The sequence below is a fragment of the Paraburkholderia strydomiana genome, assembly GCF_031456815.1.
Lineage (GTDB): Bacteria > Pseudomonadota > Gammaproteobacteria > Burkholderiales > Burkholderiaceae > Paraburkholderia > Paraburkholderia caledonica.
Genome location: NZ_JAVDVL010000006.1, coordinates 246,039 through 264,318 on the forward strand (window position 1 = coordinate 246,039; position 18,280 = coordinate 264,318).

At 60.9% G+C, this 18,280-nt stretch carries 16 protein-coding genes; 13 read left to right on the top strand and 3 right to left on the bottom strand.

The features are described from left to right. Window positions 1-11 precede the first annotated feature (11 nt). Complete coding sequence (locus J2W46_RS18400) at window positions 12-698, bottom strand: response regulator (protein WP_013590077.1); 687 nt, start codon at window positions 696-698, stop codon at window positions 12-14. A 171-nt stretch (window positions 699-869) separates the two neighbouring features. Between J2W46_RS18400 and J2W46_RS18405 the strand changes: the two genes are divergently transcribed. Together J2W46_RS18405 and J2W46_RS18410 are read left to right on the top strand one after the other, a co-directional pair. Further along, window positions 870-1,094, top strand: coding sequence for a DUF3717 domain-containing protein (locus tag J2W46_RS18405; protein ID WP_020067401.1), 225 nt, complete (start codon window positions 870-872; stop codon window positions 1,092-1,094). Window positions 1,095-1,186: 92 nt separating this feature from the next. Beyond that, window positions 1,187-1,678: an Lrp/AsnC family transcriptional regulator gene (locus J2W46_RS18410; protein WP_020067402.1), complete on the top strand. Its 492-nt coding sequence runs from the start codon at window positions 1,187-1,189 to the stop codon at window positions 1,676-1,678. A gap of 25 nt (window positions 1,679-1,703) precedes the next feature. Here J2W46_RS18410 and J2W46_RS18415 read toward each other — a convergent pair whose 3' ends face one another. Both J2W46_RS18415 and J2W46_RS18420 read right to left on the bottom strand, forming a co-directional pair. Then, entirely contained in the window at window positions 1,704-2,240 is a 537-nt protein-coding gene (locus J2W46_RS18415) for a class IV adenylate cyclase (RefSeq protein WP_027776899.1), read from the bottom strand. A gap of 242 nt (window positions 2,241-2,482) precedes the next feature. Beyond that, complete coding sequence (locus tag J2W46_RS18420) at window positions 2,483-3,382, bottom strand: LysR family transcriptional regulator (RefSeq protein WP_020067404.1); 900 nt, start codon at window positions 3,380-3,382, stop codon at window positions 2,483-2,485. Window positions 3,383-3,536: 154 nt separating this feature from the next. On the opposite strand from J2W46_RS18420, the gene J2W46_RS18425 reads away from it, so the two are divergent. From J2W46_RS18425 to J2W46_RS18475, 11 genes are all read left to right on the top strand, one after another. Continuing rightward, window positions 3,537-5,075, top strand: a complete 1,539-nt coding sequence (locus J2W46_RS18425; RefSeq protein ID WP_310355384.1) for a CoA-acylating methylmalonate-semialdehyde dehydrogenase — start codon at window positions 3,537-3,539, stop codon at window positions 5,073-5,075. 101 nt (window positions 5,076-5,176) lie between these two features. After that, window positions 5,177-6,889, top strand: coding sequence for a GMC family oxidoreductase (locus tag J2W46_RS18430; protein WP_310355386.1), 1,713 nt, complete (start codon window positions 5,177-5,179; stop codon window positions 6,887-6,889). Window positions 6,890-7,166: 277 nt separating this feature from the next. After that, the gene (locus J2W46_RS18435; protein WP_020067407.1) at window positions 7,167-7,946 is read left to right on the top strand and encodes an ABC transporter ATP-binding protein; all 780 of its coding nucleotides are present in this window, start codon (window positions 7,167-7,169) and stop codon (window positions 7,944-7,946) included. After that, the gene (locus tag J2W46_RS18440; RefSeq protein ID WP_087752410.1) at window positions 7,943-8,701 is read left to right on the top strand and encodes an ABC transporter ATP-binding protein; all 759 of its coding nucleotides are present in this window, start codon (window positions 7,943-7,945) and stop codon (window positions 8,699-8,701) included. The genes J2W46_RS18435 and J2W46_RS18440 overlap by 4 nt, the downstream gene beginning before the upstream one ends. Window positions 8,702-8,756: 55 nt before the next feature. Next, on the top strand, window positions 8,757-9,971 hold the full coding sequence (locus tag J2W46_RS18445; protein WP_087752411.1) for an ABC transporter substrate-binding protein: 1,215 nt from the start codon (window positions 8,757-8,759) through the stop codon (window positions 9,969-9,971). A gap of 166 nt (window positions 9,972-10,137) precedes the next feature. Beyond that, window positions 10,138-11,022, top strand: a complete 885-nt coding sequence (locus tag J2W46_RS18450; RefSeq protein ID WP_020067410.1) for a branched-chain amino acid ABC transporter permease — start codon at window positions 10,138-10,140, stop codon at window positions 11,020-11,022. Beyond that, the gene (locus J2W46_RS18455) at window positions 11,022-11,993 is read left to right on the top strand and encodes a branched-chain amino acid ABC transporter permease (protein ID WP_288827641.1); all 972 of its coding nucleotides are present in this window, start codon (window positions 11,022-11,024) and stop codon (window positions 11,991-11,993) included. The genes J2W46_RS18450 and J2W46_RS18455 overlap by 1 nt, the downstream gene beginning before the upstream one ends. A gap of 517 nt (window positions 11,994-12,510) precedes the next feature. After that, window positions 12,511-13,677: an ABC transporter substrate-binding protein gene (locus J2W46_RS18460; RefSeq protein WP_087752413.1), complete on the top strand. Its 1,167-nt coding sequence runs from the start codon at window positions 12,511-12,513 to the stop codon at window positions 13,675-13,677. 387 nt (window positions 13,678-14,064) lie between these two features. Continuing rightward, a complete protein-coding gene (locus tag J2W46_RS18465) occupies window positions 14,065-15,225 on the top strand; it encodes an ABC transporter substrate-binding protein (RefSeq protein ID WP_088176204.1) in 1,161 nt (386 codons plus the stop codon). 200 nt (window positions 15,226-15,425) lie between these two features. Next, on the top strand, window positions 15,426-16,481 hold the full coding sequence (locus tag J2W46_RS18470) for a branched-chain amino acid ABC transporter permease (protein ID WP_310355389.1): 1,056 nt from the start codon (window positions 15,426-15,428) through the stop codon (window positions 16,479-16,481). Between the two features lie 4 nt (window positions 16,482-16,485). Then, a complete protein-coding gene (locus J2W46_RS18475) occupies window positions 16,486-18,270 on the top strand; it encodes a branched-chain amino acid ABC transporter ATP-binding protein/permease (protein ID WP_310355391.1) in 1,785 nt (594 codons plus the stop codon). The last annotated feature ends 10 nt before the right edge of the window (window positions 18,271-18,280 follow it).

Consider the following 18,280-nt stretch of genomic DNA (forward strand, 5'->3'; position numbering starts at 1 on the left):
CTTCACGACGATTATGCGGCCTGGCGGATTTCCTGCAACAGATAACCGAAGCCGCGCACCGTGACGATTTCGACACGGCAGTTCTCGAGCTTTTTGCGCACACGGTGCACATAGACCTCGATTGCGGTGTCGCCGAGATCGCCGCCGAAATGCGTGAGGTGGTCTTGCAGTTGCGCCTTGCTGACCACGCGGCCGTGGCGCAGCAGCAGCATTTCGAGCACGGCGAATTCGCGCGGCGACAGTTCGAGCGGCTTGTCGTCGTTGAAAATGCGGCGATCGACGCCCGACAAACGCACGCCGCCCAGCGACACTTCCGGACGCGGCATGTCGCCGTGCGGGCCGCTACGGCGCATTACCGCGCGAATACGCGCTTCGAGTTCGGTGGGCTCGAACGGCTTCAGCATGTAGTCGTCGGCACCGGAATTCAGGCCTTGCACACGGTCGTTCAGTTCGTCACGCGCGGTGAGGATGATCACCGGAGTGTGGCGATTGCTCTGACGGAAGCGCGAAAGCAGCGTCATACCGTCGATGCCCGGCAAGCCGAGGTCGAGAATCACCAGTTCGTGCCGGTTTTGCGTGAGGGCCTGTTCGGCGAAAATGCCGTCGTGGACCATGTCGACGGTGAAGCCGGCTTGTTCGAGACTGCTTTGGATGCCGCGCGCGATGGGACGGTCATCTTCGATCAGAAGGAGTCGCATGGATTTCGCTCAAGTACAATGGGTTTAGGCGTTTGGGCAAGCGGTTCGCCGGGGCGCCTGCTGCACAGATCTGCTACACGGACCGCGTGTGGTGTGGCTGTGCCTAACTGGCGTAACCGGCCACGAAGCAGTCGTCGAGCAGCCTGCCGGCGCACCCCGGTAATCGAAGCCATGTCCGAGATAAGCATTCACGAACTGGAAGCCGCGATCAACTTCTGGCGCGCCCGCTCACCTTCGAGCGGAGACGAACTCGTTCTGTGCAAGGAGGCAAGCGCGCTCTCCAAGCCGTATGCGCTCCTGATTGTACAGCGTCAGAACACGCTCACGCGTGATGGTTTGGACGCGTTTGCGCAGCAGGCGTGGGATTCTTACGTGCGCCTTAAGAATAGCCTGTAGAACTGAAGGTTTGAGCCCCGCGTCGCCTGCAAAGCCCTTTCAATACGACGAATTCTTTAACACGCGGTAATACAGTCGATGAAATTCCCTACATGCTAGAACTCGATCACTTCGATCTTGCACTCCTCGACGTACTGCAGCGCTTCGGGCGCGCAACGCATCAGCAACTGGCAGAACAGGTGCCGCTGTCGCCGTCGCAAATCGGACGGCGATTGCAGCGGCTGGAACAGATCGGTGTGGTGGACGGTTATCGGGTGGTGTTGCGGCCCGAGAAACTGGGCCTTGGCGTGACGGCTTTTACGAGCCTGAAGCTCAAGCATCATGGCGATTCGATCATCGAGCAATTCCAGCAGCAGATCGACACCTTGCCCGAAGTGCTCGAATGCCATGCGGTGGTAGGCGACGCCGACTATCTGCTGCGCATCGTCGCGCCCGACCTGAACTACCTGTCCACCTTCGTGATGAAGAAGCTGATGCGCGTGCCGGGCGTAGACAGCGTGCGCTCGAACATCGTACTCACCACCTTCAAGCGCAACGGGCCATTGCCGCTTGGCCACCTGTCGCCGGGAACGGCCGCCGCCTGACGCACGCACGGTGGCCGCGCGTGGTTTATGCGACTTGCTTCGGCGCGCTGTCCGGACTCAGCAAATCGACGTAGGCGACCGCAACCAGATCCGATTCCGGAACGCCGAGGCTCGCGAACATTGCGTGCGCTTCGGCCTGACCGTCTTCCTCATTGTCGTCTTGCGCGAGCACCACTTCGAGTTCCACGAAATCGCCGAGACCGTCGACGCGATCCAGATGAATGCGCGTGCGCCCCGCCAGATACACATGCCGCTCCTTCGTCACGATGCCGCGCGTCGTCAGCGCAGTGGCAAGCAGCGCGTGCATGGCTTCGGGGTTCGTCACAGGACTGCGCGTGTAATACGACGCCTTGGGCCCGTCGCGGTCGTCACGCTGATAGAAGATCAGTTCGGCGGGCGTGCCGTCGTCGAACTGGCGCAGCTTAAGGCGCCCGCGCGGCACGTCGTAGAAAAAATCCTGCTGGCGGAAGATCAAAGGCGTGTCCGGCGCGAGCTGCGCCGCGCGTTCGCGCAGTTGCTCGAAATGCTGCGCGCGGGCTTTTATTTCGATGTTGCGTGCCATGTCAGGCTCCTGTCGAAGAATTGAGTGGTCGGCGGGTTGTGCAGTGACCGGCGCCAAGCTGCCGGGAAGGACAGAGTCGGTTGGAAGGAAAGGGGTGAGGGCGGGTGCCAATGGCGTGCGCGCGTGAGAGAACCGTCAATCTAACAAAAACTGCGTGACGCCGCGGTTTAAGCCCGCCATGATCCGGTGGAATTCACGCGAACGCTGTCATGAGGACCGCTCATATCGCAGCCGCAAAGCGTTCAGCCGGTCCATTGCTGTTCGATGAGCTTGAGCGCGGCGGCTATCGCCGGCTCGTCCTTGCGTTCGTCGAGCGTGATGAAGCTCAGTTGTGTCGGCACGGTAATGCCTTCGACGATGGTCAACGCGTGCGCGTGAGCCTCGGCGATCGCAATCGCATCGCGCGCGAGCGTCAGGCCCACGCCGGATTTGACGAGATCCAGCATCGACGGCTCCTGATCCACTTCCGCGACCTTCACCGGTTTCACGCCGGCCTCCCCAAAAGCGCGGGACAGCAAGCGGTTGTGTGCGGAAGCGGGCGGCGTCCAGATCCACGGAAAGGCGGCGAGCGAGCGCCAGTCGCGCGCGCCTTTCACGCGGTCTCTCCAGCCGGCGGGCGCCAGCACGCGGTACTGGAACCGTGTGAGCGTCAATGTGTGGAAGGCGGGCCCATCGCGCGCATCGTCTTCGGAAGGCACGCCAATGTAGTAGCCGACATCCAGTTCGCCTGCGCGGACCTGATCGAGCACCCAGCCCGACATGCCGTGCCGCAAAGCAGTTTCGATATGCGGCCACGTCTCCACCAGTTGCTTGAGGAAACCCCCGAGGCGCAAAAATTCGGGATCGAGAATCGTGCCGATGCGCAAGCGTCCGCGCACTTCCTGGCGCAGCGATTGCGCCGCTCGTTGCACGTCGCCCGCCGCGGCCAGCGCACGCTCGGCGTGCGGCAGAAGCGCCTGGCCGTCGCGGGTCAACGAGAGTCCATGCGAGGTCCGCGTGAACAGCGTCACGCCCAGCGTCTCCTGCAAATGCTTGATTTGCAGGCTAACGGCGGGCTGGGTCAAATGCAGTTGCACCGCAGCACGCGTGAGATTGCCCTCGCGTGCAACCGTGACGAACGCGCGTAGCAGAGTCAGATCCATCCACTGATATTAACGCCGCTTATGGTGCAGTTGAGCATTACTCATTGGATTTCGCGGGGCGAAGCGCCTTACGCTGGCGTTTGAGCACGCCAGCGTCTTGGCGGAAGAGTCTCAGCAGCCATCTATGAATGGCCTACCACCGAGAGGACAGAACATGAGCGAGACATATCAGGAAGAAGGCGTCCGCGCGGATGCCGGCACACGCGCGCTAACCCATTTCATCAACGGCAAGGCGATTGACGGAACGAGCGGCCGTTTCGGCGACGTCTTCAATCCCGCACTGGGCGACGTCGCCGCGCGTGTGCCGCTCGCAAGCGTCGCCGAAGTGGATGCCGCTGTGGCCGCCGCTTACGCCGCGTTTCCCGCCTGGAGCGAGACCGCGCCGATCAAGCGGGCGCGGGTACTGTTCAAGTTCAAGGAATTGCTGGACCGCCATCACGACGAACTCGCGGAACTGATCACGCGCGAACACGGCAAGGTGTTCTCAGACGCGAAGGGCGAGGTGATGCGCGGCATTGAAGTGGTCGAGTTCGCATGCGGCATTCCGAATCTGTTGAAGACGGACTTCACGGACCAGATCGGCGGTGGCATTGACAACTGGAACCTGCGTCAACCGCTCGGTGTAGTCGCCGGCATTACGCCATTCAATTTCCCGATGATGGTGCCGTGCTGGATGTTCCCGGTCGCGATAGCTTGCGGCAACACGTTCGTGCTGAAGCCTTCGGAGCGCGATCCGTCGGCGTCGAACCGTCTCGCGGAACTATTGAAGGAGGCCGGCTTGCCGGACGGCGTGTTCAACGTCGTGCACGGCGACAAGGTCGCGGTCGATGCGCTGCTCGTGCATCCCGACGTAAGCGCTGTTTCGTTTGTCGGCTCCACGCCGATCGCCGAGTACATCCACACGGAAGGCACGAAGCACGGCAAGCGCGTGCAGGCATTGGGCGGCGCCAAGAATCACCTCGTCGTCATGCCGGATGCCGATCTCGACCAGGCCGTCGACGCTCTGATCGGTGCCGCATACGGATCGGCGGGTGAGCGCTGCATGGCGATTTCCGTCGCCGTTGCGGTGGGACATATCACCGATGAACTGATCGAGCGGCTCACGCCTCGCGTAGAAAGCCTGAAGATCATGAACGGCATGGAATCGGCCGCCGAAATGGGACCGTTGGTGACCGCCGTGCATCGTGAGAAAGTGGTCGGCTATATCGAAGCGGGCATCGCGGAGGGCGCGAAGCTCGTGGTCGATGGCCGCGGTCATCGAGTGGACGGTCACGAGAAAGGCTTCTTTCTCGGCGGTACGCTGTTCGACGATGTATCGACTGATATGAAGATCTATCGCGAGGAGATTTTCGGACCAGTGTTATGCGTGGTACGCGTGCCGGACTTTGCGTCTGCCGTGGAATTGATCAACGCCAACGACTTTGCCAACGGCGTGTCGCTCTTCACGTCGGATGGCGGCATTGCGCGCGCCTTCTCACGGCAGATTCAGATCGGCATGGTCGGCATCAATGTGCCGATTCCCGTGCCGATGGCGTGGCATTCGTTCGGCGGATGGAAGAAGTCATTATTCGGCGATCACCACGCATACGGCGAGGAAGGCGTGCGGTTCTACACACGCTATAAGAGCATCATGCAGCGCTGGCCTGACAGTATCGCGAAGGGTGCTGAGTTCACCATGCCGGTTGCAAAGTAGTTGGAGATGTTGGCCTTCGGCGGCGGCGAGCCTGTCGCGCCGAAGGCATCGATAAAAACCGGTTCCACATAGGCCGGGAAAAATGATTAGGAGACGGAACAATGAGCAACGCGCAAGCCGCGTCTTCCGGGCGGCGTCTTGAAGGCGAATTCGACTACATCATCGTCGGCGCTGGGACAGCGGGCTGCGTGCTCGCCAATCGCCTGACTGAAGATCCGGATGTGCAGGTGTTGTTGCTCGAAGCGGGCGGCAAAGACGACTATCACTGGATTCACGTGCCGGTCGGCTATCTGTACTGCATCGGCAATCCGCGTACTGACTGGCTCTACAAAACTCAGGCGGAACCAGGCCTGAACGGCCGCGCGCTTTCGTATCCGCGCGGCCGCGTCCTGGGCGGCAGTTCGTCGATCAACGGAATGATCTATATGCGCGGCCAGCGCGAAGATTATGACGAGTGGGCGCGCGTCACGAACGACGCGTCATGGTCGTGGAATTCCGTGCTGCCGGTTTTCAAACGCAGCGAAGATCACTACTCGGGCGAGAGCGAATCGCATGGCGCCGGGGGACCGTGGCGCGTTGAGAAGCAACGCCTCAAATGGAAGATTCTCGAAGAGTTTTCGAAGGCCGCGCAAGAGACCGGCATTCCTGCCACGGACGACTTCAATCGCGGCGACAACACGGGCGTCGGTTACTTCGACGTCAATCAGAAGCGGGGTATTCGCTGGAACGCTTCTAAAGCGTTTTTGCGCCCCGCGATGAAGCGCCACAATCTCACCATCATCACCGGCGCGCACACACAGCGCGTGGTATTCGATGGACGCCGCTGCACGGGCGTCGAATATCGCGGCAACGAAACAGAGTACTTTGCCAAAGCCCGCTGCGAAGTGATCCTGAGTTCGGGCGCCGTCAACTCGCCACAATTGCTGGAACTCTCCGGCATTGGTAACGGTGCGCGTTTGCAGAACCTTGGTATCGACGTAGTCAACGACCTGCGCGGCGTAGGCGAAAATCTGCAGGACCATTTGCAATTGCGCATGGCTTATCAGGTCGACGGTGTCCGCACACTCAATACCGCATCCGCGCATTGGTGGGGCAAGCTCATGATCGGCGTGCAGTACGCGCTTTTTCAAAGCGGCCCGATGTCGATGTCGCCGTCGCAGCTCGGTGCATTCGCAAAGTCGGACCCCGACGATCGCTCGCTCACGCGCCCGGACCTCGAATATCACGTACAACCTCTTTCGCTGGATCGCTTCGGCGAACCGCTGCATCGGTTCAATGCATTTACGGCGTCGGTGTGCCAGTTGCGGCCCACTTCGCGCGGGAGCATTCATATTGAATCGACAGACGCCGCCGCGCCGCCGCTGATCGCGCCGAACTATCTATCCACCGACTACGACCGCCATGTCGCGTCAAACGCGTTGCGTCTCACGCGGCGCATTGCCGCGGCACCGGCATTGGCCCGTTATCAGCCGCGGGAAATATTGCCGGGCATCGAATATCAGACCGAGGAAGAACTGCAGCGTGCAGCAGGACTGGTCGGCACGACGATCTTCCATCCGGTCGGCACATGCAGGATGGGCACGACCGACGATCCCGGCGCGGTCGTCGACAACAGGCTACGAGTTATCGGTGTAGACGGACTGCGCGTGGTCGACGCATCGGTCATGCCTACCATCACATCGGGCAATACAAACTCGCCCACCTTGATGATCGCCGAGCGCGCGAGCGACATGATCCGCGAGGATCGGCGTGCGCGCGTGGCCGGCAGCCTTGCTGCGCATGCGGGTCAGGCCGTGTCGATGTCCGCTGTGTGACACGCATGGTGACGAGGGCGGCACGCGTTGCGTGTCTCCAGTCGGAGACTACGGTGCGCAATCGCTCACACGCGTCATCCACTAAGTGCAAATCCCAATGAATGCGCTGCATCATTGGCGCGACAATGGCAGCCATGCTGCGTGTGGCCCCAAGGATTACCGTCCGGATTGGTGCACCACGCCAACGAGCGAGCACGGGGTGCCGCCGTCCAAAAAGTCGCGCAGGGTTTCGCGCGTAAGATCGTAGTGCTTCGCCTTACTCCGTATGGAAGGGAACATGATTCTCGGCGATACGATTCTCGAAACGCGCGGCCTCACTCGTGAGTTCAAAGGCTTCATTGCCGTGAACGGCGTGAACCTGCGCGTGCGCCGTGGCTCGATCCATGCGCTGATTGGTCCAAACGGAGCGGGCAAGACCACGTGCTTCAATCTGCTCACCAAGTTCCTCGAGCCGACGGCGGGCCAGATTGTCTTCAACGGCGAGGACATCACGAATGAGCGGCCGGCGCAGATCGCGCGGCGCGGCATCATCCGCTCCTTTCAGATTTCCGCTGTATTCCCGCATCTGACGGCATTGCAGAATGTGCGCATCGGTTTGCAGCGGTCGCTCGGCACCGCGTTCCATTTCTGGAAGAGCGAGCGCACGCTGCGCCAACTCGACGACCGCGCAATGGATCTGCTTACGCAGGTCGGTCTGACTGATTTCGCCGACGTGTTGACCGTTGAACTCTCATACGGTCGCAAGCGCGCGCTGGAAATTGCCACGACGCTCGCGATGGAGCCTGAGCTGATGCTGCTCGACGAGCCGACGCAAGGCATGGGTCACGAAGACGTCGACCGCGTCACGGCGTTGATCAAGAAAGTGTCGAGCGGTCGCACGATCCTGATGGTCGAACACAACATGAATGTGATCGCAGGCATCTCCGACACCATCACTGTTCTGCAACGCGGTGAAGTGCTCGCCGAAGGCAGCTATGCAGAAGTGTCGAAGAATCCGCTCGTGATGCAAGCCTATATGGGCAGTGCCGACGCGGCGCTCGCCGGAGCCCACGCATGAATACAATTGCCGAGCGCGAAAGCCTCGAAGTCAGCGGCACCGCGGCGGGTGCGCCCGCGCTGGAGATCGCGGGTCTGCAGGCGTGGTACGGAGAGTCCCATATTCTGCACGGCGTCGATCTGACGGTGGACCGCGGCGAGGTTGTCACGCTGCTTGGCCGCAACGGCGCGGGGCGCACCACGACATTGCGCGCGATCATGGGCCTGACCGGACGGCGCACGGGTTCGATCCGCATCGGCGGACGTGAAACGATCAACCTGCCCACGCATCGCATCGCGCATTGCGGCATCGGCTATTGCCCCGAAGAGCGCGGGATTTTTTCGAGCCTCTCGTGCGAAGAGAATCTGCTGCTGCCGCCGCCCGTTGGCGACAAGGCGCACATGATGTCGCTCGAAGAAATCTATTCGATGTTCCCGAACTTGCAGGAGCGTCGCATGAGCCAGGGCACGCGGCTCTCCGGCGGCGAACAGCAGATGCTCGCGGTCGCGCGTATCTTGCGCACCGGCGCGAGTCTGCTTCTGCTCGACGAAATCTCGGAAGGACTGGCGCCTGTCATCGTGCAGGCGCTTGCGCGCATGATCGTGACGCTCAAGGCGCGGGGCTACACGATCGTCATGGTCGAACAGAATTTCCGCTTTGCCGCGCCGCTTGCCGACCGCTTCTATGTGATGGAGCACGGTGCGATCGTCGAGCACTTCGGGGCAAGTGAACTCGAAAGCAAGATGCCGACACTGCACGATCTACTGGGCGTATAGATAGCGCGCGCCCAATTGCCTCTGATAACCACAAGCGATGAACCAGGAGACAGGAATGAAAAAGAACCCACTCGCGCGGCTTGCTTCAGTTTGCTTCGCGGTCGCCGCCGGCGCCGCTATCACGATGAGCAGCGCGCAAGCGGCTGACGATGCGGTAAAGATCGGCTTCATCACGGATATGTCGGGGTTGTATGCGGATATCGACGGTCAGGGCGGCCTTGAAGCCATTCGCATGGCCGTAGCGGACTTCGGCGGCAAGGTGAACGGCAAGCCGATCACGGTGCTGTACGCGGATCACCAGAACAAGGCCGATATCGCCGCTTCGCGTGCACGCGAATGGTTCGATCGCGAGGGCCTCGATCTGCTGGTCGGCGGCACGAACTCGGCAACGGGTCTTTCGATGAACACCGTCGCCGGTGAGAAGCACAAGGTCTACATCAGCATCGGGGCGGGCGCCGACACGCTGACCAACGAGCAATGCACGCCGTACACGATTCACTATGCGTACGACACCACGGCGCTCGCGAAGGGCACGGGCTCCGCGGTGGTGAAGCAGGGCGGCAAGACGTGGTACTTCCTGACCGCCGACTACGCATTCGGCAAGGCGCTCGAAAAGAACACATCGGACGTCGTGAAGGCGAGCGGCGGCCAGGTGCTGGGCACGGTGCGCCACCCGCTGTCGGCGTCGGACTTCTCGTCGTTCCTGCTGCAGGCGCAGTCGTCGAAGGCGCAGGTTCTCGGTCTCGCCAATGCGGGCGGCGACACGATCAACTCCATCAAGGCCGCGAAAGAATTCGGCATCACGAAGAGCATGAAGCTCGCTGCGTTGCTGATGTTCATCAACGACGTGCATAGCCTCGGTCTCGAAACCACGCAAGGCCTCGTGCTGACGGATAGCTGGTACTGGAACAAGGACGCGAACACGCGCAAGTGGGCACAGCGCTACTTCGACAAAATGCGCAAGATGCCGTCCAGTCTGCAAGCCGCTGACTACTCGGCGACGATGAATTATCTGAAGGCCGTGCAGGCAGTCGGTTCGACGGACGCCGACAAGGTCATGGCGCAACTGAAAAAGACCAAGATCGACGACTTCTACGCGAAGGGCTACATCCGTCAGGACGGCAGCATGATCCACGACATGTACCTGATGCAGGTGAAGACGCCGGGAGAATCGAAAGAGCCGTGGGACTACTACAAGATCACCGCGACGATTCCCGGCGAGCAGGCGTTCACGACGAAGTCGGAAACCCGCTGCGCGCTGTGGAAATAAGCGCGGGTTGAAGAGCTGACTGACGGCTGGCTGTCCGCGCGCGGGCGGGCAGCCGTCCGTTTCGGTTCTTTTCGTATGCCGCGTGCGGCCGGCGTCATGAGCGCTTGTCGCGTGCCGGCCGGATCGTGCACAACCGATCTCACCCTGACGATGGGTTAAGGCTTCAATGGACATCTTTGGCATTCCGCTTCCCGCGATGTTGAGCCAGTTGCTGCTCGGGCTCGTGAACGGCTCGTTCTACGCAATTCTGAGTCTTGGTCTTGCGGTGATCTTCGGCTTGCTGAACGTGATCAACTTCGCGCACGGCGCGTTGTTCATGCTCGGCGCGATGCTCGCGTGGATGGGCTTCTCATACTTCGGCGTGCCGTATTGGGCGATGCTCGTGCTCGCACCGCTGATCGTCGGCCTGTTCGGCGTCGCGATAGAACGCTCGATGCTGCGTTGGCTTTACAAGCTCGACCATCTGTATGGCCTGTTGCTCACGTTCGGGCTCACGCTCGTCGTCGAGGGCGTGTTCCGTTCTATCTATGGTTCGTCGGGCCAGCCGTACGACGTGCCTTCCGCGCTGTCGGGCGCGACCAACCTCGGCTTCATGTTCCTGCCGAACTATCGCGCGTGGGTGGTGGTGGCGTCGCTGATCGTTTGCTTTGCGACGTGGTTCGTGATCGAGAAGACCCGGCTGGGCGCCTATCTGCGCGCCGGGACCGAGAACCCCAAGCTGGTCGAGGCGTTCGGCATCAACGTCCCGCTGATGATCACGCTCACTTACGGCTTCGGCGTGGCGCTCGCCGCGTTCGCCGGCGTGCTGGCCGCGCCGGTTATCCAGGTTTCGCCGCTGATGGGCCAACCGATGATCATTACCGTGTTCGCGGTAGTGGTGATCGGCGGAATGGGCTCGATCATGGGTTCGATTCTCACCGGACTGATGCTCGGCGTAATCGAAGGACTGACTCGCGTGTTCTATCCGGAAGCGTCGGCGACCGTTGTGTTCGTCATCATGGCGCTCGTGTTGCTCGTGCGTCCGGCGGGTCTCTTCGGCAAGGAAAAATGATGCAGAGAAAAGTACTCTACGGTTTGCTGCTGGTGGTGCTGCTCGCGGTGCCCGTGCTCGGCATCTATCCGCTCTTTGTCATGAAGGTGATGTGCTTTGCGCTGTTCGCGGCCGCGTTCAATCTGTTGATTGGCTACACCGGCTTGCTCTCGTTCGGGCACGCCATGTTTCTAGCCTCGGCCGGCTACATCACCGGTTATGCGATGCAGACGCTCGGCTTCTCGCCCGAGCTCGGAGTGCTTGCAGGCACGGCGTCGGCGACGCTCCTCGGCTTCATCGTCGGCATTTTCGCGATCCGGCGTCAGGGCATCTATTTCGCGATGGTGACGCTCGCACTCGCGCAGATGGTGTACTTCGTGTTCCTGCAAGCGCCGTTCACGCATGGCGAAGACGGCCTGCAAGGCGTGCCGCGCGGCAAGCTCTTCGGCGTGCTGGATCTTTCGTCGGATGTGGCCTTGTACTTTGTTGTGCTGGCCGTGATCGTGCTCGCCTTTCTGCTGATCGTGCGCATCGTGCATTCGCCGTTCGGTCAGGTGCTGGTCGCGATCAAGGAGAACGAGCCGCGCGCGGTGTCGCTTGGCTACGATACGGATCGCTTCAAGCTGCTAGCGTTCATTCTGTCGGCCGGACTTGCAGGACTCGCGGGCTCGCTAAAGGTGGTGGTGCAAGGCTTCGAGACTTTGAGCGACGCTTACTGGACCATGTCCGGCCTGGTGGTGCTGATGACGCTTGTCGGCGGCATGGGCACGCTGTTCGGACCGTTGCTCGGCGCGGCACTGATCGTCGCACTCGAGGATCGGCTCGGCGATATCGGTGGCGCGCTCGCGTCGACAACAGGCATCGAGTGGTTCCGTTCGCTGGGTGAGTCGGTAACGATCGTGACGGGCGTGATCTTTATTGCGTGCGTGCTCGCGTTCAGGCGCGGGATTGTCGGCGAGATCATCGCGCGCGTGCGGCCGCTGCGCGCGTGAGAAAGCGGTCACACGAATCGTTGCTTCGGCGTCCGATCTAATTTCGCTGCTATGCAGTATGACGTCGGCAAACCACTTGAGCCCTTATTTTTATGTATCGCGCCGCATCGCCGGTTAAACTTGCCCCAATTCAGTGCCGCAGTGCACCACTAGGGTAATTGCTAGTTGTGGCACGCTGGGTGCTCGTTTAACCTTCATGCAGTTCTGATGAACCACGAATTTGCAGGTGGAGAACGAGGAGACATGAGGCACTAAGTGCCCACACGAAAGCGCTGTTGGATTGATATCCAACAGCGCTTTTTATTTTGCTTTTTTGAATTACCTCGTTCAATTCCTTCGCTAAATCGGTGACCTATTTTATGTCTCCGATAATTGCTCGATTTCCCACGCTGGCGCCCTGCAAAGTGCTTGCCGCGTGCGGCTCACGTCCGCTACACTCCTTATTCACCGACCGCTGGGTCGGGATTTAAATTGCGAATTTAATCTGAATTGTTTTAACGGGGCATAGAGGAGCGGGATGAAGTCGGCATTGCGTTGGATCAGTGCGGCATTGGTCGCCACGGGCATTTCGGCTGCATGGAGCAGCCATGCATTTGCAGATGTGAAAATCGGCGTCACCGTTTCGGCAACCGGCCCGGCCGCATCGCTAGGCATTCCGGAGAAGAACACCGTCGCGCTGCTTCCAAAGGAAGTGGCCGGCCAAAAAATCGAATACATCGTGCTGGACGACGCGACTGATTCGACTCAGGCCGTCAAAAACGCCCGCAAGCTCACGAGCGAAGACCATGTAGACGCGCTGATCGGGTCGACCGTCGTGCCGAATTCGCTTGCCATGATAGACGTCGCCGCTGAGAGCACCACGCCGGTGATCTCGCTTGCGGCAGCGGCCAGCATTGTCGAGCCGATGGATGCCAAGCGCGCATGGGTGTTCAAGACGCCGCAAAACGACATTCTCATGGCTACCGCCATCGCGCAGCACATGTCCAATCATGGCGTGAAGACGGTGGCGTTCATCGGCTTCTCCGACGGTTATGGCGAAAGCTGGTTCAAGGAATTCAGCAAGGCCGCCGATCTGGCAAAGATCAAGGTCGTTGCGAACGAGCGCTTTGCACGTAACGACGCTTCCGTCACCGGTCAGGTGTTGAAGATCGTGTCGCAGAACCCGGACGCAGTGTTGATCGCAGGCGCCGGTACGCCTGCCGCGTTGCCGCAGAAGACGCTCCGCGAGCGCGGCTACAAGGGCAAGTACTATCAGACGCACGGCGTCGCGAATAACGATTTCCTGCGCGTGTGCGGCAAGGATTGCGAGGGCACCTTTCTGCCCGCCGGCCCTCTGCTCGTTGCCGAGCAACTGCCCGATTCGAATCCGGTGAAGAAGAGCGCGCTCGCCTATAAGCGGGCGTATGAAGCCGCCTATGGCGCCGGCTCCGTGTCCACCTTCGGCGGTCACGCATGGGACGCTGGCCTGCTGCTGCAACGCGCTATTCCGCTCGCACTGAAGAAAGGTCAGCCCGGCACGCCGGCGTTCCGCGAGGCGTTGCGCGCAGCGCTTGAAGGAACCAAAGAGCTGCCGGCGTCGCACGGTATCTTCAACATGAGCGCGAACGACCATGCCGGTCTCGATCAGCGGGCGCGCGTCATGGTGGAGATTGTCGGCGGCAAGTGGAAGTTGTCCGGCGACTGAGCGAAGGCAAAGCGATAGGGGACCTCATAACAAAAGACGCGTGCAGTCCGACGCGTCTTTTTTATTGCCCGCTTCGCACGAGACTTGTGGCTATGCGGCTTCAGGACAAACCCGCATTTGCGTTGCAGTCTATTGACCGTCAACGATGCACAACGCAATACTACTAACATGTTAGTGTTTTGTGTCCGCCGGCTCGGCGAGGCACCCAGGAATCGCAGCAGCAGGCAGTGACGGCAGGCAGCAGGGAGTGACATAAAAGACGGAGAAGGCATGCGTGTTCGGCAGGGAAAACCATGCTTGGCACGCCCGGATCCGATAACTAGATTCAGACACCCGGCCCACGAGCCGGATAACAGATACGCGCTTCGCAGCGTTTGGAGACTTGCAATGACAAAGACAAAACAATGGGTACGCACCGGCATCGCGATGGCGTTGATGTGCGGCGCGGGCGCCGCCATCGCTCAGGTGAAGATCGGCGTAACGCTATCCACCACGGGGCCGGCTGCATCGCTCGGGATTCCTGAAAAGAATACGATCGCGTTGCTGCCGAAGGAGATCGGCGGCAAGACGGTGCAGTACATCATCCTCGACGATGCATCGGACACCGGCAAGGCCGTGCAGAACACGCGCAAGCTGATCGACGAAGACCACGTCGACGCAATTATCGGCTCGACCGTCACACCGAATTCTCTCGCCATGCTCGATCCCGCTTCCGAAGGCAAGACGCCGGTGATCTCGCTCGCCGCGTCTGCCGCGATCATTTCGCCAATGGACGCGAAGCGTGCGTGGGCCTTCAAACCGCCGCAGAACGACAGTCTGATGGCCGACGCAATTGCTGATTACATGGAGCATCACGGCGTGAAGACGGTGGGTTTCATCGGCTTCGCGGATGCATACGGCGACAGCTGGAACAACGTATTCACCGCCGCGGCGAACGCACACAATCTGAAGATCGTTTCCAACGAGCGATTCAATCGCACGGACGCGTCGGTGACCGGCCAGGTGCTGAAGACAATGGGCGCCAATCCCGACGCAGTGTTGATCGCGGGCTCCGGTACACCGTCGGCGCTGCCGGCGAAGACGCTCAAGGAGCGCGGCTACAAGGGCAAGGTTTATCAGACGCACGGCGTGGCCAACAATGACTTCCTGCGCGTTTGCGCCAAGGACTGCGAAGGCGAGATTCTGCCGGCTGGTCCGATCCTCGTCGCCGATCAATTGCCCGAATCGAATCCGGTGAAGAAGTCCTCGCTGGCTTATAAGGCTGCGTACGAGAAAGCGTATGGCGCGGGTTCGGTCGCGACGTTCGGCGGTCACGCATGGGACGCCGGCCAGATGCTGCAGCGTGCGATTCCCGAAGCGCTGAAGACCGCACAGCCGGGCACCGAGGCATTTCGCGTGGCACTGCGCAGCGCGCTCGAAAGCATCAAGGAACTGCCGGTCTCGCACGGCATCATGAACACGACGACAACCGACCACAACGGCCTCGACAAGCGCGCACGCGTGATCGTGCAGATCGTCGACGGCAAGTGGAAGCTGCAGAACGACTAATACAAAAGCGGTACGCGCCTCTCGCAAAGTGCGGCATGTGACGCCGCATTGCCATTGTGTTCAACGACAATGGCACCGACCGCCGCGCCGTGCTCCTGCGCGGCGGTCGTCTTTCAGGCATTGCGGTTCGATGGACGGCTGCGGGTTGCGCCGCCACGACTGTTTCCAGTTTCGATTTCGACGCTTCAGGACGAGGAAGTATGGATCTATCAATTGCGGCGATCCTCGCGCAGGACGGCATCACCACGGGCGCTATCTATGCGTTGCTTGCGCTCGCGCTGGTGCTGGTGTTCTCCGTGACGCGGGTGATCTTTATCCCGCAGGGCGAGTTTGTTTCGTATGGCGCGCTCACGCTCGCCGCGTTGCAAACACAGAAATTTCCGGCCACCTGCTGGCTGCTGATGGCAATGGGGGCTGCGTGCTTCGTGGTCGAAGTGGCGGGGCTCGTACGGCACGCGGAGCGGCGCCGGCATGCGGCTCGCACGCTGGCTCTGATGGTCGGCAAGTATCTGCTGTTCCCGGTTGCGGTGTACGCGCTCACCCAAGGCGTCTTCCTGCATCCACTGCCGATGATCGCGCAAATTGCGCTGACGCTGCTGATCGTGATTCCGATGGGCCCGTTCGTTTACCGGCTCGCGTATGAGCCGATCGCCGAAGCGACCACGTTGTTGCTTCTCATCGTCGCGGTGGCGGTGCACTTTGCGATGGTCGGTCTTGGCCTCGTGATGTTCGGCGCGGAAGGCTCGCGCACGACGGCGTTTTCGGACGCGACGTTCAATGTCGGCAACCTGTCGATTTCGGGGCAAAGCCTGTGGGTCGTCGGGACAGCGGTTGTACTGATCGGCGCGCTGTATCTGTACTTCGACCGCTCGATTTCAGGTAAGGCGTTGCGTGCGACATCGGTGAATCGACTCGGTGCGCGCCTCGTCGGTATCGGCACGACGCAAGCGGGGCGCCTCGCGTTCACGCTCGCAGCGGGCCTCGGCGCGCTGTGCGGCATCCTGGTGGCACCGTTGACTACCATCTACTACGACTCGGGCTTCCTGATCGGTTTGAAGGGCTTCGTCGGGGCGATTATCGGCGGGCTCGTGAGCTATCCGCTGGCGGCGGCCGGTTCGATCCTCGTCGGCCTGCTGGAGTCGTATTCGTCGTTCTGGGCGAGCGCCTATAAGGAAGTGATCGTGTTCACGCTGATTATCCCGGTGCTGCTCTGGCGCAGTCTTGCCAGCCCGCACGCTGAAGAGGACGAGGAGTGACGCGATGAAACGGATCATGAAAAACAAGTTCTTCTGGCTCTTCCTCGTCGTTCTGTTCGCGTTGCCGGTGTTGCCGCAGCCGATCCACGTGCCCGAGTACTGGGTCACGCTGCTGAACTACATCGGCCTCTATTCGATCGTGGCAATCGGGCTGGTGCTGCTCACCGGCATTGGCGGGATGACGAGTTTCGGGCAGGCCGCGTTTGTCGGCATCGGCGCGTATGCAACTGCGTATCTGACGACGCGCTTCGGTGTCTCGCCTTGGCTTGCGCTGATCGCCGGGGTGCTGGTGACGGCGCTGATCGCCCTGATTCTCGGCCTAGTGACGATGCGCCTCTCCGGCCACTTTTTGCCGCTTGGCACGATCGCCTGGGGGCTGTCGCTGTTCTATCTATTCGGTAACCTGGAGATGCTGGGCAAGTACGACGGCATCAACGGAATTCCAGTGCTGAATGTTTTCGGTATCGATCTCGAGTCCGGCCGTCACATCTATTACCTGATCTGGCTGGTCGTGCTCGGCGCGGTCGTGTCGGTCCAGAATCTGTTGAATAGCCGGCCGGGGCGGGCCATTCGCGCTTTACGCGGCGGCGGCATGATGGCTGAAGCAATGGGTGTGAATACGGCGTGGATGCGCGTGGTCATTTTCGTCTACGCCGCGGTGCTGGCGTCGGTTTCCGGCTTTCTGTATGCGCACTTGCAGCGCGCGGTGAACCCGACGCCTTTCGGTCTGAATCACGGCATCGAATTCCTGTTCATGGCCGTGGTGGGCGGAGTGTCACACGTTTGGGGCGCGGTGCTCGGGGCGGCAATCCTCACCGTGTTGCAGGACTATCTGCAAACGCTGCTGCCCAAACTGTTGGGCGAGAACGGCAACTTCGAAGTGATCGTGTTCGGCATCTTGATGGTGTTGTTGCTGCAATATGCGCGGCAGGGCGTGTGGCCGTTCGTCGCGCGCTTTTTCCCGCGCGGCCCTCGTGCGCATCTGCCGGATCAGGCGGAAGCTTTGCCGCAGCGCAGCAAGCCGACGGCCGGGGAAAACCTGTTGACGGTCAACAAGGCTCGCAAGCAGTTCGGCGGCTTGGTCGCGGTGAACGACGTTAGTTTTGAAGTCAAAGCAGGGCAGATCATTGGCCTGATCGGACCAAACGGCGCCGGCAAATCAACCACGTTCAATCTCGTGACCGGCGTGCTCCAGGCGACGAGTGGCGAGATCACGTTCCGCGGCGAGCGCATCGACGCGCTGAGTTCACGTGAAATCGTCAAGCGAGGAATCGGCCGCACCTTCCAGCACGTCAAGCTGCTGCCCGGCATGACGGTGCTGGAGAACGTCGCGATTGGCGCGCACTTGCGCGGGCATGCGGGCGTCTGGCGAAGCATCGTGCGTTTGAACAGCGTGGAAGAAGCGCGCTTGATGGCGGAGGCCGCCCGCCAGATTCGCCGCGTCGGCCTTGAACAGCACATGTACGACGAAGCCGGAAGCCTGGCGTTGGGTCAGCAGCGGATTCTGGAAATCGCTCGTGCGCTGTGCTGCGATCCCACCTTGCTGCTGCTGGACGAACCGGCAGCCGGCCTGCGCTATCAGGAAAAGCTGCAACTGGCCGATTTGCTCCGTCGGTTGAAGGCGGAAGGCATGAGCGTGCTGCTCGTCGAGCACGATATGGATTTCGTGATGAATCTGACTGATCGACTCGTCGTGATGGAGTTCGGCACGCGTATCGCCGAAGGCTTGCCGCAGGAAGTGCAGCAGGATCCGGCGGTGCTCGAAGCGTACCTTGGCGGAGTGGAGTAATGGAGAACCT

Bases quoted from the DNA above. Each gene is read 5' to 3' on its own strand.
- J2W46_RS18400 (WP_013590077.1), bottom strand. From the start codon at position 698: ATGCGACTCCTTCTGATCGAAGATGACCGTCCCATCGCGCGCGGCATC.
- J2W46_RS18405 (WP_020067401.1), top strand. From the start codon at position 870: ATGTCCGAGATAAGCATTCACGAACTGGAAGCCGCGATCAACTTCTGG.
- J2W46_RS18410 (WP_020067402.1), top strand. From the start codon at position 1,187: ATGCTAGAACTCGATCACTTCGATCTTGCACTCCTCGACGTACTGCAG.
- J2W46_RS18415 (WP_027776899.1), bottom strand. From the start codon at position 2,240: ATGGCACGCAACATCGAAATAAAAGCCCGCGCGCAGCATTTCGAGCAA.
- J2W46_RS18420 (WP_020067404.1), bottom strand. From the start codon at position 3,382: ATGGATCTGACTCTGCTACGCGCGTTCGTCACGGTTGCACGCGAGGGC.
- J2W46_RS18425 (WP_310355384.1), top strand. From the start codon at position 3,537: ATGAGCGAGACATATCAGGAAGAAGGCGTCCGCGCGGATGCCGGCACA.
- J2W46_RS18430 (WP_310355386.1), top strand. From the start codon at position 5,177: ATGAGCAACGCGCAAGCCGCGTCTTCCGGGCGGCGTCTTGAAGGCGAA.
- J2W46_RS18435 (WP_020067407.1), top strand. From the start codon at position 7,167: ATGATTCTCGGCGATACGATTCTCGAAACGCGCGGCCTCACTCGTGAG.
- J2W46_RS18440 (WP_087752410.1), top strand. From the start codon at position 7,943: ATGAATACAATTGCCGAGCGCGAAAGCCTCGAAGTCAGCGGCACCGCG.
- J2W46_RS18445 (WP_087752411.1), top strand. From the start codon at position 8,757: ATGAAAAAGAACCCACTCGCGCGGCTTGCTTCAGTTTGCTTCGCGGTC.
- J2W46_RS18450 (WP_020067410.1), top strand. From the start codon at position 10,138: ATGGACATCTTTGGCATTCCGCTTCCCGCGATGTTGAGCCAGTTGCTG.
- J2W46_RS18455 (WP_288827641.1), top strand. From the start codon at position 11,022: ATGCAGAGAAAAGTACTCTACGGTTTGCTGCTGGTGGTGCTGCTCGCG.
- J2W46_RS18460 (WP_087752413.1), top strand. From the start codon at position 12,511: ATGAAGTCGGCATTGCGTTGGATCAGTGCGGCATTGGTCGCCACGGGC.
- J2W46_RS18465 (WP_088176204.1), top strand. From the start codon at position 14,065: ATGACAAAGACAAAACAATGGGTACGCACCGGCATCGCGATGGCGTTG.
- J2W46_RS18470 (WP_310355389.1), top strand. From the start codon at position 15,426: ATGGATCTATCAATTGCGGCGATCCTCGCGCAGGACGGCATCACCACG.
- J2W46_RS18475 (WP_310355391.1), top strand. From the start codon at position 16,486: ATGAAACGGATCATGAAAAACAAGTTCTTCTGGCTCTTCCTCGTCGTT.